The 13,482-nt window shown below is 58.2% G+C and carries 14 protein-coding genes; 6 read left to right on the plus strand and 8 right to left on the minus strand.

Translation table 11 applies throughout. The features are described 5' to 3' along the window. Positions 1 to 9: 9 nt before the first annotated feature. The 4 genes from B9Z37_RS00255 to B9Z37_RS00270 are packed head-to-tail and all read right to left on the minus strand — an operon-like array spanning position 10 to position 3,651. Positions 10 to 504, minus strand: coding sequence for a cupredoxin domain-containing protein (locus tag B9Z37_RS00255; RefSeq protein ID WP_100117898.1), 495 nt, complete (start codon positions 502 to 504; stop codon positions 10 to 12). 22 nt (positions 505 to 526) lie between these two features. Then, complete coding sequence (locus tag B9Z37_RS00260) at positions 527 to 1,939, minus strand: multicopper oxidase family protein (protein ID WP_089958022.1); 1,413 nt, start codon at positions 1,937 to 1,939, stop codon at positions 527 to 529. 15 nt (positions 1,940 to 1,954) lie between these two features. Continuing rightward, the gene (locus B9Z37_RS00265; RefSeq protein WP_090142668.1) at positions 1,955 to 3,388 is read right to left on the minus strand and encodes a TolC family protein; all 1,434 of its coding nucleotides are present in this window, start codon (positions 3,386 to 3,388) and stop codon (positions 1,955 to 1,957) included. Continuing rightward, positions 3,385 to 3,651, minus strand: a complete 267-nt coding sequence (locus B9Z37_RS00270; RefSeq protein ID WP_240606580.1) for a hypothetical protein — start codon at positions 3,649 to 3,651, stop codon at positions 3,385 to 3,387. The genes B9Z37_RS00265 and B9Z37_RS00270 overlap by 4 nt, the downstream gene beginning before the upstream one ends. Before the next feature lie 210 nt (positions 3,652 to 3,861). Here B9Z37_RS00270 and B9Z37_RS00275 point away from each other — a divergent pair, with 210 nt between their 5' ends. The 5 genes from B9Z37_RS00275 to B9Z37_RS14695 all read left to right on the plus strand — a co-directional run bounded on the left by B9Z37_RS00275 (position 3,862) and on the right by B9Z37_RS14695 (position 7,680). Further along, the gene (locus tag B9Z37_RS00275) at positions 3,862 to 4,545 is read left to right on the plus strand and encodes a heavy metal response regulator transcription factor (RefSeq protein ID WP_090142681.1); all 684 of its coding nucleotides are present in this window, start codon (positions 3,862 to 3,864) and stop codon (positions 4,543 to 4,545) included. Continuing rightward, entirely contained in the window at positions 4,546 to 5,967 is a 1,422-nt protein-coding gene (locus tag B9Z37_RS00280) for a heavy metal sensor histidine kinase (protein ID WP_089957701.1), read from the plus strand. Between the two features lie 80 nt (positions 5,968 to 6,047). Next, positions 6,048 to 6,374 carry a LacI family transcriptional regulator gene (locus B9Z37_RS00285; RefSeq protein WP_315169774.1) on the plus strand — a complete coding sequence of 109 codons (327 nt, stop codon included), beginning with the start codon at positions 6,048 to 6,050 and terminating at the stop codon, positions 6,372 to 6,374. 328 nt (positions 6,375 to 6,702) lie between these two features. Further along, the gene (locus B9Z37_RS00290) at positions 6,703 to 7,059 is read left to right on the plus strand and encodes a hypothetical protein (RefSeq protein ID WP_228768227.1); all 357 of its coding nucleotides are present in this window, start codon (positions 6,703 to 6,705) and stop codon (positions 7,057 to 7,059) included. Positions 7,060 to 7,557: 498 nt separating this feature from the next. Further along, positions 7,558 to 7,680: a hypothetical protein gene (locus B9Z37_RS14695; RefSeq protein WP_276308838.1), complete on the plus strand. Its 123-nt coding sequence runs from the start codon at positions 7,558 to 7,560 to the stop codon at positions 7,678 to 7,680. Between the two features lie 66 nt (positions 7,681 to 7,746). Here B9Z37_RS14695 and B9Z37_RS00295 read toward each other — a convergent pair whose 3' ends face one another. From B9Z37_RS00295 to B9Z37_RS00310, 4 genes are read right to left on the minus strand one after another with little or no spacing between them, the layout of a single operon-like run. Then, complete coding sequence (locus B9Z37_RS00295; protein WP_090142670.1) at positions 7,747 to 8,886, minus strand: ABC transporter permease; 1,140 nt, start codon at positions 8,884 to 8,886, stop codon at positions 7,747 to 7,749. Position 8,887: 1 nt separating this feature from the next. Further along, positions 8,888 to 10,060 carry an ABC transporter permease gene (locus B9Z37_RS00300; protein ID WP_108311095.1) on the minus strand — a complete coding sequence of 391 codons (1,173 nt, stop codon included), beginning with the start codon at positions 10,058 to 10,060 and terminating at the stop codon, positions 8,888 to 8,890. A gap of 7 nt (positions 10,061 to 10,067) precedes the next feature. Then, positions 10,068 to 11,036 (minus strand): HlyD family secretion protein, encoded by a 969-nt coding sequence (locus B9Z37_RS00305; protein ID WP_090142672.1) that lies wholly within the window; start codon positions 11,034 to 11,036, stop codon positions 10,068 to 10,070. A 1-nt stretch (position 11,037) separates the two neighbouring features. Then, complete coding sequence (locus B9Z37_RS00310; protein WP_090142683.1) at positions 11,038 to 12,456, minus strand: TolC family protein; 1,419 nt, start codon at positions 12,454 to 12,456, stop codon at positions 11,038 to 11,040. Positions 12,457 to 12,549: 93 nt separating this feature from the next. Here B9Z37_RS00310 and B9Z37_RS00315 point away from each other — a divergent pair, with 93 nt between their 5' ends. Next, the gene (locus B9Z37_RS00315) at positions 12,550 to 13,185 is read left to right on the plus strand and encodes a TetR/AcrR family transcriptional regulator (protein WP_090142673.1); all 636 of its coding nucleotides are present in this window, start codon (positions 12,550 to 12,552) and stop codon (positions 13,183 to 13,185) included. Positions 13,186 to 13,482 lie beyond the last annotated feature (297 nt).

A 13,482-nucleotide genomic window follows, 5' to 3' on the forward strand; every position in this document is an offset into this window, starting at 1 on the left:
GTAATGAAATTACTTCTTGCCAACCTTGATCGCGCCCTTCATCCCAGCTTCGTAGTGGCCTGGCATCAAGCAGGCAAAATTTACGGTTCCAGTCTTCGTGAATTGCCAAACAATTTCGCCTTGCTGTCCTGGAGATAGTGTCACTTTGCCAGGTTCGTCATGTTCCATATCTGGGAATTTTTTCATCTGCTCCAGATGCTCGAGCAATTCCTTCTGGGTGCCCAGACTCAATTCGTGCTTGACCTTTCCTTGATTCTTGACAACAAAGCGGACCGTCTCTCCTTGCTTGACCTGAATAGATGAGGGTGTGTAACGCATGTTATCCGTCATATCGACATTGATGGTCTGCGTTACCTTGGAGGCAACACCTGGTTTGCCAATTGCGGTTTCCTCGTCAGCATGGCCATGCCCACCGGCGTGCTTTCCAGCCGCAAAAGCCGACGCTGACAGGGTCAGAGCAACCAAAACAAAGATTTGGCGAGAAGTGATGTACTTGGGTTTCATTCGTTAACTCCGGAAAAAAAATTCAGTGATTGCTATGTGATGAGGGCTTGCGCACCTTGACTTCGGTCGTTTTGGCGGGCATCTGGGCGCGAGGCATGGACTGCCCACCCTCCGCCTTGAAGCGCGCTGGTTCAGTCAACGGCCCGGTGTACTCATGGGCTACCGTGCCTTCGGGATGCTTGTACCAACCCGGGTCCTTGTAGTCCCCCGGCTTTTGATTACGGCGGACCTTCAGAACGCTGAACATGCCACCCATTTCGACCGATCCGAAGGGGCCTTGGCCAGTCATCATCGCAGCGGTGTTGTCAGGGATGGGCATTTCCATCTCAGTCATGTCGGCCATACCACGCTCACCCATGACCATGTAGTCTGGAATCAGGTTATTGATCTTCTTGGCGATGCCACGGTGATCCACACCAATCAATGTCGGAACGTTATGACCCATGGCGTTCATGGTGTGATGGCTTTTGTGACAGTGGAAGGCCCAGTCCCCTTCCTCATCTGCCAGAAACTCGATCTGTCGCATCTGACCGACGGCCACATCGGTCGTCACTTCATGCCAGCGGGTGCTCTTGGGTGTCGGGCCACCGTCCGTACCAGTGACGAGGAACTCATGGCCGTGCAAATGTATGGGGTGGTTCGTCATCGTCAGATTGCCAATGCGAATACGCACCTTGTCGTTCAGGCGAACATTGAGGCTGTCAATGCCTGGAAATATCCGGCTATTCCAGCTCCACAGGTTGAAGTCCAGCATTGTCATGATCTTGGGGGTGTAGCTGCCCGGATCGATGTCATAGGCGTTGAGTAGGAAGCAGAAGTCTCGCTGGACCTCATCAATCAGATCATTCTTGACCTTAGGATGGGTCACCCAAAAGCCCATCATGCCCATGGCCATCTGTGTCATCTCATCAGCATGCGGGTGGTACATGAAGGTGCCAGGCCGGCGCGCGACGAACTCGTAAACAAACGTCTTGCCGGAGGGAATAGCCGGCTGGTTCAGTCCGGCCACACCGTCCATGCCGTTGGGCAGGCGCTGCCCGTGCCAGTGAATGGAGGTATGCTCTGGCAGCTTGTTGGTCACGAAGATCCGTACGCGATCGCCCTCGACCACTTCAATCGTGGGCCCCGGGCTCTGGCCGTTGTAGCCCCAGAGATGGGCTTTAAAGCCAGGGGCCATTTCCCGCACTACTGGTTCGGCGACCAGGTGAAATTCCTTGACGCCTTGATTCATGCGCCATGGCAAAGTCCATCCATTCAGCGTCACCACCGGGTTGTAGGCGCGTCCGCTGTTGGGGACAAGCGGCGCCATGGTGTTAGGGCTGGTCTGTATTACAGGCTCAGGCAGAGCGGCCATCGCCACGCGGCTGACCGCGCTGGCGGCCACGGCACCACCAGCAATCCCGGCGTACTTAAAAAAGTCTCTTCTGGAAGTCATCGTTGTATCTTTCATTCAATGAGGCGCAGCGCCACCGGCTGGCGCACTGGGCATGGCTGCCAGCGGAGTGTTCATCGGTCGCCCGACCAGTGAGGCTTGTAGCGCGGCATCCGCTAGCCAAAACTGCTGCTCGGCTCCGATCGCAGCCATGACCGTAGAGACCTGATCACGTGAGTCCGCCAGCAACTCGAAGATGCCGATGATCATTCCGTTGTAGCGCAGTTGGTTCTCTTCTGAGATCACCTTACGAAGCGGTATCACCTCGTCCCGGTTGTGCCGTGCAATGTCATAAGCCGTGCGATAGGATGAGTAGCTTTCTCGCAAGCTTGAACCCGCCGAGCGGACGGTCGCCTCAAGCTGATTGGCTGCGGCCAAGGTGCGTGCGTTCATGGCATCGCGCTGCATGCCCCCCCAATCAAAGATGGGCAGGCGTACCGCGATTTCATACCCTCGCGCTACGCTGCGCTCACCCGCCACGCTGTTCGTGCTGGTGTTGCGCATGGCCCTCAGTTCAATGTCGGTGATGCTGGTGACCATGTTCAAACCCTGGGCTCTGGCGGAAGCATCCAGTGTGCTTTGGGCAAGACGGATGTCGAGGCGGTTACGCGTAGCAAACGTCGCAACGCCCTGCGGATCGAGCGCCTGTTTGGGTAGTTCAGGCAAGCGGTCCGGCAGTTTGAGCATCTGGGCCTGTTGGGCATCCAGACCGAGTACGCGTACGAACTCTTCGCGGGCAGCAGTTACTTGGTGAGTTGCTGTTGCCAATCGGGTCCCTGCGTCCGCATAGAAGGCCTGCTCACGAGCCCGTGTGAGGCGATTGAAGTTGCCTATGGCCTGCATCCTGCGAGCCAGTTCGGCACTCGCTGCAGCGCTTTCATACACCTGCTTGGCATACTGAAGCGTCTGTTGGGCAGCCACGGCGCGGACCCATGCCTGGCGCACGCGGGTGACCTGGTCGACCACATCACTCGACAGTCGCAGATGGGCCACTTCGATGCGACGGTTGGCGATTCCCTGGCGACTAGGGAGGGTCAGAATATCGAGCAGACCAAAGGAAAGCGCACGGTTTAACTCCAGCGCATCACCGGCCACCATGCGTTCCAGGGAGAAGACCGGGTTTGCAATTCTGCCCACCTGTGCCGCATCTGCGGACTCCGCCCAACCTTGAGCCAGCAGCGCCTGGAGCGATGGGCTGTTGACGAGCGCCAGCTGGACCGCCTCGCGCTGACCCAGAATGTTTTGAAGCAGCTTCTGGGCCGCCTGCGCACGCTGTTCGCGCTCATCGGCAGTCCGCGCGAGAGAAATCTGCCCTTCGGCAAAACTCTTGGCCTCCTCGTTCACCCGGGCAACGTTTTGTTCGAGGCTAACAGTGGCGCAACCGGCAAGCGTGGCCAAGGCGATCGCGGATAGCGCCAGTTTCCCTAGCGAGGTGCTTGGGATGCGCTTCATGGCTTGACTCCCCCATGATGACTAGATTGCGTATCAGGCACTTCAGAGGCATCCTTTAGGGCCTCACCTGTCGCGACCTCCTTGGCATAGCTGCGCCAGCCTCCAATACGACCTACCAAGTTGTTGGCTTTGACCCAGGACTGAATGGCCTGGTCGTTGTAGGGGCGGAAGTCACTAAGTGCAGACTTGTACTCAACTTCCACCACCGAAAGATTTTTCACGGGCTCTTTGTTGGCTTGGGCCGCGGCTACACCAGCTAACATGGCACAACTCAGGGCGAGACATGTCTGTGCGAATAATAGTGAACGTCTGACGAGCATGGTTTCCTCAATGTGATCGGTAACATAGACAGGGGGAATTATTAAAATACCAAGTCGTCAGCACGATGTCGAAAAGATTACATATTTGTCATCTCGCCATCGCAATAAATGGAAGTCGTCATACTCAGGTCTGCCAAAGAGGGTCAGTTGCCAATGAAAATTTTGATTGTGGAAGATGAGCCTAAGACCGGGGCATATCTGCGCCAGGGACTGATCGAGGCCGGTTTCGTTGTGGACTTGGCCAGAAATGGGCCCGACGGCCTTCACCTAGCTCTTGGCGGTAACTACGATCTCGCGATCCTGGATGTGATGATGCCGGGCATGAGCGGTTGGGAGGTCCTGCAGGCGATACGTCATGAAGGCCTACAAGTGCCAGCCATGTTTCTCACCGCCCGCGATCAGGTGGAAGATCGCGTGAAGGGGCTTGAATTAGGCGCCGACGATTACCTCGTCAAGCCGTTTTCCTTTGCCGAGCTCTTGGCCCGAGTTCGCACCATTGTGCGCCGCGGTCGTAGTGGCACCGAATCCACGACCTTGCAGGTGGCAGACCTCCAACTTGATCTGCTACGCCGCCGCGTCACCCGAGACGGCAAGCGCCTTAATCTTACCGCCAAGGAGTTTGGATTGCTGGAACTGCTGATGCGTAGGCAGGGAGAAGTCCTGCCCAGGTCGCTGATCGCCTCTCAGGTTTGGGACATGAACTTCGACAGCGACACTAACGTCATCGAGGTGGCCATGAGGCGTCTGCGCGTCAAGATCGATGATGATCACCAGTTCAAGCTGATCCAAACTGTACGCGGCATGGGCTACGTGCTCGAAGCGCCGGAGGGTCGCTAGATGTTTCGCAGGCTGTCACTGACATCCCGCCTCACCATCTTTTTTATAGCGCTGGCCAGTTCGGTCATCCTGGGCTTGGCGCTTCTTTTCATGGTAGAGGCTGATAGGCACTTCGTCGACCTCGATAGCGCCGCCTTGGATGATAAAAAGCACCTGATCGAGGGCATTCTGGCCAGTTCTCGATCCCATGAAGAAGCTCGCAGTCGCCTGAACGAAGCATTGAGCCATCACCACAGCCTTTACGCTCTGGTCAAAGGACCGCAGGGTGAAAAGTTGTACCAGACCAACGGATACAGCGGCCCGACTACGCAAGCATCATTCATCACGAATGACGACGGCCACGGGCTTCAGTCTTGGAGGAGTGGCGGTCGCGAGTTCCATGAGATGAGCTTTACTGCTGGCATGGTTCAGGGAATGGCCGGGCCGCTCCAAATATCACTCGCCGTCGATACGCAGCACCACCAAGAATTCATGAGGGAGCTCCGGCGCAGCATTGCGATCTATGCTGTGCTGGCCATTCTTCTAAGCGGATTCTTGGCTTGGTTCGCGGCTCATCAAGGCATGTCTCCGCTGCGCGCAATGAAACGTCGCGCCGCTGCAGTGACAGGCCAACAGTTGCAAGAGCGCATGCCCGAGGATGCCGTCCCGATTGAAATGGCAGATTTGGCAAGGGAACTCAATGAGATGTTGGGTCGCCTGCAGAACGACTTCAAACAGCTTGCTGATTTTGCGGCGGATTTGGCACATGAACTTCGCACACCCATCAGCAATCTCCTCACCCAAACACAGGTGACGCTGTCCACCCAACGCGACCTTAAGACATACCAAGATACGCTGGCGTCCAACGCAGAGGAATTGCAGCGTTTGGCTCGGGTGGTATCAGACATGCTATTCCTCGCCAAGACAGAGCGGGGGGTAGACCTGCCCCATAAGGAGTCCTTCTCGGCAGCACAAGGAGCTCGCGAACTCGTTGAATTTTATGAAGCCGTTGCGGACGAAAAACGCATCTTGATGAGCGTGGAAGGTGATGGGCGAATCTATGGCGATCGTTTGATGTTCAGACGTGCCTTGAGCAACCTCCTATCCAATGCGCTCAGGCATGCACCAGTCGGCGGTGTCGTGGGCGTCAGAATCGAAAGTTCGTCGCGTGGAATTGAAGTCACTGTCAAAAACACGGGCAAGGAGATTCCATTGGATGTCCAGCAGAGAGTCTTCGAGCGCTTCTATCGCGCAGACTCAGCACGCAGGCACCCAGCTTCTGACGGGGCAGGCTTGGGGCTGTCGATTACCAAAGCCATCGTCGAGGCCCATGGCGGGGCGATCTCGGTTACTTCAGACCAGGAGTGGACTCGATTCAGGCTTGTTTTTCCAGGGCTTCAAGCAAGGATGAGGCAAGCGACTGAACTACTTAGTCGGCCCTGAATAACGCCTTTTGCGTGAACAAGAGAGGGCCGGATCGCGCTGTACCGATTCATAACAACCGCCGCAGCGGGCGCAAACAAATGAGACTGCCCAATGAGCAATCAAGGCGACCGGGGAAACTGCTGCGGCCGTGGGACGTGGCGGCCACACCGCTGGAACTGGCGCTGGCCAGGGGCCACCGGTGGTTGGCAATGCTGGAGTACGGCAAGTTGAAAAACCTGACTGAAATTGTAGCGCTGGAGGGAGTCGACAACAGCTACGTCAGCCGGATGGTGAATTTGACTACGCTGGCACCGGACATCGTCGAGGCGATTTTGGAGGATACGCTGCCGGATCACCTGACGCTGTTTGATCTTGCGGTGGACCCGCCTGCGCTGTGGGAGGAGCAGCGGTTACGGATTTGGTGAGACGGGACTGTAAAAGATAGTGATGGCGACTGACTCCAAGACAGCGGGGTGTCTGTAAAGCCAGCACCAGACCGCCCGATCATGTTCGCATAAGCACGGATCGCATACGCGGCATGTCGAGTGACCGGTATTTCAATTACAACGGTCCTCGTAGCTCCTCCCGCTTAAATGACCGGTAGTAATCGCCGCAACTATGACGTCCACTTACCGCGAGTGACTACAACCAGCCTAAATCACAGATTGATACAACAACAGCATCGTCCGCTTTTGGCCGAAAGCCGCCTCACCACGCTGAGAAAAAGCGTCAGGCCAACCGGTATGAACTTGTATGAAATCACCCCATACAAGCACCGAGGCACATGGCCACCCCTCTGCTGCGACACCACGGCTGGAAGGCACCCGAGACGTGCTGGACGTACTGACCTGCGGCATCGTCAGAACAGCAGCACGAGAGACCAAGCCGGAGCCCCTCATCCAGGCTCCAGCGACCCCGGCCGAACCCAGCCGAGAACTCCTGACCGAGAAAATGCTCGCCGATCGCTGGGTGTGTTCCGTCGCGCGGCTTCAGCGCTGGCGCACCGTCGGCGAGGGGCCGCCGTACTTGAAGATCGTGGGGAAGGTCCTGTACCGACTCAAGGACATTGAGGCCTACGAGGAAGCCAGCCTGGTCCGGAAGGTGTTCTAGGAGGGCTTTGGAAGGCCCCGAACGGATTGGAAATTGTTCGAACGACTTGGAATCAGTTCGAAATAGTCTTGGCGGAGCAGCGATGATAGCCCCACCAACCTGCTCAGGTCCGGATGCATCGTTTTTTGATGGCGCCGGGGATTCGAACCCGCAAATTCGGGGGCATGTTCATCCTTCATGCAGGCTTCCCCTTCAGGCCAGGGTCAACGAGCCTTCGATGTTCCCGCGAGCGGCATTCGATTTGGGACAGATCTAGTGAGCGGTATTCACTTCCCCCTTTGGGGCTTCGATCATGCCGAATTCTCTGTCACTGAACAGTACGAACTCTAGGAACTCCGTCACGTCAACCTGCTTAGGTTCGGATACATCTTTTTTGACAGGGTTGGACATTCGAACTTAACTACCGTACAAAGGCTGTATCGTGGCTCCCACGGATTTTCCGAGCCTTGCAGTAAGTGCTGCAATTGAAGGGATCATCCGCTCAGAGTAAACGCCAGCATGGCTGTTTCAGGTTGGTTACGGTCATTTGAGCCGTTGCATCCAGAAGACGGCGAACTGGGAAAAGCGAAAATTCCTTTGCCATTCGCCAATGACCGCCTCGCATCTGAAGTCAACGTTTGACCCCACCTGAACGATGAGGCATCTTCAACGCCAGCCTCGCTCAATGCGCAGGCAGCCGCCACCTCCTCAAGCACGCGGCGACTTTCCCTCGAACTTCAATACCAAGCTTCCGGCCAGCAAGGTCAATACAAAAAGACAACCGAGGTACGGCATCACGCTTTGCAGGGGGGCACCCATCTGATTCAGACGCAACGCTGCCTGGACTCCCGCCGTTGTGGGAATCAACCAACGCAGGTATTGCAACGCGGTAGGCAATGCCTCTGACGGCCATGAAAATCCTGCAAGAAATACCAAAGGCAGCGTGGAGAAAAGAATCACTTGGAGGACCCGTTCGCGATCTCGGCACCACAGGCCCACCAATGAGCCCAGCGTGACGATGGCGGACAAGTACAGGACCAAGAAGACTAGGGATCCAGCAACGTTTCCTGCGCGCGGGTAGCCATAGAGCCAAAAAATCCATCCAAAATAAAACAGCCCAGACACCAATCCCGGCACGAGAAATGCCAGCCAGCGTCCAATCCAGACCATAGGACTTGCTTGAACTGCACGTTGCTCGACCCAGGTCGCCACCAACATCCCCACTCCCATCAGAAGGGTCTGATGCATGATCAGCAGGGCGACGGCAGGAACGATGAAGCTGCCGTAACCCTCTGTGGCGTTGAACAAGGCAATGGCTTGAAAATCCACCGGCGTACGAGTCTCACTTGCCTGACGAGGACTTTGACCCTTTGCCTCTCGCTGTCGGATTTCAATACCCGCCGATGCTGCACCTACGGCTTCCGCTAACCCGTACTGCACCGCCTTGCTGATGATGGGGTAGGCGCCGTTCGACACGATCGTCACCAAAGCTGGCATCCCCCTGGCGACGTTTGCCTTCAGGGTGTCTGGGAGAAGCAGGTAGCCTTCAATCTCGCCGCGACTCATGGCGGCCTGCGCGGCGCGCTCATCAGACGCTACGGCTTTGACCTCGATCCGTGGGTTGGCAAGTGCTAGGCGTTGGATCGTCCGTGACAGAGCCGAGTGATCCTGGTCGATGACCGCCACCGGCACTCGGGTCACGACCTCCGGACCGAAGAACCAAGGGTAGAAGAAAGCATAGAACAAGGGCGCTGCAAAAAGCAGCATCAATACGCCCTTGTCTCGCACAACATCGCGCAGCGTTGCGACGAACCCCGTCCTCAGGGTTCTTGAGTGGTGGAGGGTCATGTCAACGAGCTCCCCATGTCGATGGCTTGTTGCGAGCCTGGACCAAGCCCCACGCGGCCAGTGCGAGCAAACCCAGAGTGGCCAGCAGGAATGCCACAGGAGTCGCAGCACTCGCGCGGGCCGGCAAGCCCATCAGCAATTGCTCCGTCTGCAGCCGGATGTAGTGGGTGAACGGCATGGAAGTCGCCCATAGGCGAGCGCTGTCAGGCATTGCACTCAGTGGGAAGCTCATGCCACTGAATGCGAAGGCCGGGGCGGTTAGAAGTCCAGTCACGGACAACGCGGTCCGCAAAGACTTGGTCAGTGCGGCCACCGCAGCACCCGCGGCCAGAGACAGTGCCATGAGCAAAGCCAGGGCGAGGCAGATCCAGGCAAGATGCCCGGGGATGTCCCAGCCACGCCCGGCCGTGATGAACCAAAGCGCTCCGGTACCGATCCCCGTAAGCGTCATCCAGGGAATCGCCAGCTTGCCCAGCAGGGCGACCGCGACGGACCGCCCTCCCTCGTGTCCCAGCCACTGTCCTAGCGTCTTGTCCCTCAACTCTCGACCTACCGCCCAGGCACCAGCCGTCATTGCCAGAATGTGCAGGATGGCCGGGATCACGGCAGCAGTCAGGTACTTTTCGTAGTTACCGGACCCGTTGAACAGCGCAATCGATTGAGTCTGGATCGGATTAAAGCTGGTCTTGGCCTGTTGGGGGGATTCACCTCGCTTGGTTCGAGCCGACACTTCGATACCGGCAGCCAAGGTCCCCACCACCGTGCGCACATCCCGCTGCAGCAGGCTCGAGTGCGTGGCAAACTGGGCGTTATGGCGCAGGGTGACTTCGGACTTGACCCCGCGCTTGATGTCTCGCTCGAAGTCCCGGGGAATGTTGACCATCGCGTATACCCGCACGCTCCTGAGAGCGTTTTGGGCCGAGGATTCGCTGTCGAATTCGTCGACAACCTGAATGCCAGGCGAGGCGTCGAGCATGCGCACCAGTTGCCGCGACAGCCCGGAGTGGTCTTCATCTACCACGCCGACTGGCAGGTTCCTCGGGATGGCGCTGGAGAACATCCACACGACCAGCACCACGGCCAGCAAAGGCACCCACGTCACCATCGCCAGGTCCCAGGGGCTTTGGCCTAGGCGACGGGCTTCCCGCCTGGCGCTGTCGAAGAAGTGGTGCATGGTCAATTCAATCGACCAGAACGGACATGCCTGGGCGAACCCCCTCGATCACTTGGGACGGGCGGGCCCGGACCTCGAAGGTTTTGATGTCAAAGCCCTGATCGGAGCGCGTGGCACGCCAGGTGGCGAAATCGGGCATCACTGCTGCCCGGTACACCTTGAAGCGAACCTTGCGGCCTTTCAAGGCGGGCAAGGTGCCATCGAATTCCTTGCCGACGCCAAACTTATCGAGCTTGTCTTCGCGCACGTTGAGCACCACCCACTGATCTGCCATGTTGGCGACCGTGACCACAGGCACTCCTTGGGGCGAGATCTCGCCCACACGCCCCAGGACCTTGACCACTTCACCGGCCACCGGGCTCTTGAGCTCCGTCTCGGCCTTGGCCGCCTGAACTTCAGCCACGACGCCAGCCAATTGACGTGCCTGGGCGGCGGCAGCTTGCTTGTCTTCGGAACGTGCCCCGTCGCGCGCCATCTCATACTGGGCCTGCGCGGCCAAGGCCTGATCGCGGGCTGCCTTGAAATTAGCCTCAGCCTCGTCGCGCTTTTGTGCGGCGATCAAGCCGTCCCGGGCCAGTCCCTCAATCCGCTTGAACGATGCTTGTGATAGATCCGCCGCGGCCTGGGCGCGCTGCCAGTTCAGGCGGGCGATTTCCACCTCCTGGGGCCGGGCACCCTTTTGCGCCTTGGCCGCCGTGGCCTGGGCAGCCTCCTGGGCTGCCGTGGCCTGCGCCAATTTGGCGGTCACCTCGGGACTGTCCAGGCGAATGAGCGGTGAGCCCACCGTGATGACATCCCCCTCCTTGACGAGGATGTCTGCGATGCGGGCGCTGACCTTGGAAGCGACATCGACTTCCTGCACCTCCATCTGTCCCTGGAAGGCCTCCGCGCCAGGCTGCTGGGCCTTCCACAGGCCCAGGCCGAGAACTGCCACTGCGCCGATAGTGACCAGTGTGACGGGTAGTTTCTTATTCATCTCATTGCGCTTTCAGATCGGCACGGGCCATGTAGCTGGTGAATTGATCGGACAGACCGGCCACTTCCAGGAGATCGGCGAGGGCCTTAACATAGTCATAAGCCGACTGTGCCTGCTCGGTCTTGGTTTTAGCCAGGTTCACCTCTGCGTCGATCAGTTCTAATGTGGAGTTCGTCCCCGCCTTCTGGCCCTTGGTCTTGAGTTGGAGGACTGCATCGGCCAATTCCAGACTTGGGGCCAGGGACAGGAATTGACGCCTGGTCTGGTCAACGGCCATCCACCGTTTCTCGACCAGCAGCGCGATGTCATTTCGGGCCTGCTTGTCCTGGCTGTCCGCCATCTCGATGAGCCGATGCGATGCTTCGCTCATCAAGGAGCGGTCCACCCCCCCCCACAGACGCCAGCTGACTCCCACGCCCACGACCCAGTTGGCTTGGTCCGAGGAGCGGAGCTGGCGTTGCCCGAAGGCAAATATCGTGGGCTTCTTGTGGGACTCTTCCAGGGCATGAATCTGCTCGGCCTCATGCCGCTTGGCGGCCACCTTGCCCAATCCTGGGTGTCGTTCCAGAGCAGCGTCGATGAAGTAGCCAAGCGGCTCAATGGGTGAACTGATCACGAAAAGAGGACTCATGGCTTGAACCCGTTCACCGTTGCGGATGGTTCTGGCCAACGCGGTAGACGCCAACTCAGCGTCATCCCGAGCCTTTTGGGCGTTCCGCTTGGCTTCCTCCATCGCAGCGCGGGCCTGGAGTCGCTCGACCTGTGCGACAAGGCCCGCTTCAAGCATTCGCTGCGTCGCGGCGTCATGCTCCTGGACGGCTCGAAAGGCCGCCTCGCGCAACCCGGCCGCGCGCTCAGCCAACTGGGCTCCGAAATAACGCTGCGCGAATTCCGTAAACACCTCTTGCTGCGCCTGGCGTCCGTCCGCCCGGGCCTCTTCGGTCTTGGCTTCTAAGGCCTGCTTGATGGCGGTGGTGGCGCCGCCGGTGTAAAGGGGCAATACAGCCGAGACAGAAGAGGTGTTGCCGCTGCGCTGAGTGCTCAGGTCGACACTGTTCGGCAGTTGCGGCAGGCGTGACAGGCCTGCAGCCAAGGTAGGGGGTAGAGCAGCAATGGACGAACCGATGGTGTGCGTCAGCGGTGACAGATCGACCCCCTGCACCGCGCCTTGGAACCTGTAGGAGGCGGCGCCTACGGACACCACGGGGCCGCCCAGGTAGCGGGTAGCCTGCTCCTTCAACTGCGCGCTCTCGACCGACAAGCGAGTCATTGCCAGACGATCAGAATTGGCTTGGAGGCGCCGTGCGGCCTCTTCGAAGCTGAGCGCTTCAGCCCGTGTCAGCGCGGGAACGCAGGCCGCCGCAGTTATCAAGGCACACAGTGACAGTTTGGTGCGCAATCGATTTGGTTGATTCAACATGGCATTCTCTTTGTCGGTACCAATCGGTACCATAATCGAAATTCTAATCGGATTATTGGTACTGTCAAGTACCTAATGTGAGATACTTGCGCGATGAGTCGCCCCCAAATTCCCGACGACGAGCATCGCACCCGGTTGCTGGAGGGGATGGCGCGGGCGGTCACGGCTTGTGGGTATGCGGAGCTCACGACATCAGACATCGTGCGCGAAGCGAACGTGTCCAAAAGAACCTTTTACCAATTTTTCAAAGATAAGAGCGAATGTCTGATTGCGTTGTTCAATCACTCTGCGCAGAGGATTGAGGCCACATTACGTGCAAGCATCGACCCACAGGGTGACTGGAGTTCCCAGATCGATCGGACCATCCAGATCTATCTGGAAACGTTGGCCGCCAATCCTGTGCTGCTACGTACCTTGTTTGTGGAAATCCTAGCGCTCGGCGCCGCAGGCCTGAGTGCCAGACGCATCGCCATGGAAAAAATAGCTGCTGTGCTCCTGGAAGCCGCTGCCTATCAGCGCGAAAACCAGATCCCGCAATGGCTTTCCACCAGTCTGATTGGGGGGGTCAATGAGATGGTGTTGCAGCATATTGAGCAAGACCAGATTGCCTTGTTGCCCCAGCTAAGCGGAAATGCTGCCGCGTTCATGAAAAACACAATCCAAATATTCACCCATGAGGGTGCGCCAAGAGGGAGTAAGCCCCGAGGCACTGTACGAGCAAGGCGGTGACCTGATCCCAGCGACGCCCAAGCAGTTCGCAACTTTGGTCTACGCCGAGAGCCGCAAGTTTGGTGCGGAAATCGAGTACCCCCCTCGATTGATCCTTTCGATGCTCCGGGCTTCGCCGTGCATGTCCGGCCCAGCCTTGGCGCTCATTGCACATTCGAGCGCTGCCATACGCATGGTGAGGGATGGGTGAGCACGCAGACTCATGCTTGTGATCTGACCGCAGGGCCCAGACCGCTCACAGTGGTCGGTGGTCACAGCCTGTAACCGCCGTTTCGGCGCTCATGGATCTGGAGCGGG

This window comes from Limnohabitans parvus II-B4 (assembly GCF_003063455.1).
GTDB classification, from domain to species: Bacteria; Pseudomonadota; Gammaproteobacteria; order Burkholderiales; family Burkholderiaceae_C; genus Limnohabitans_A; species Limnohabitans_A parvus.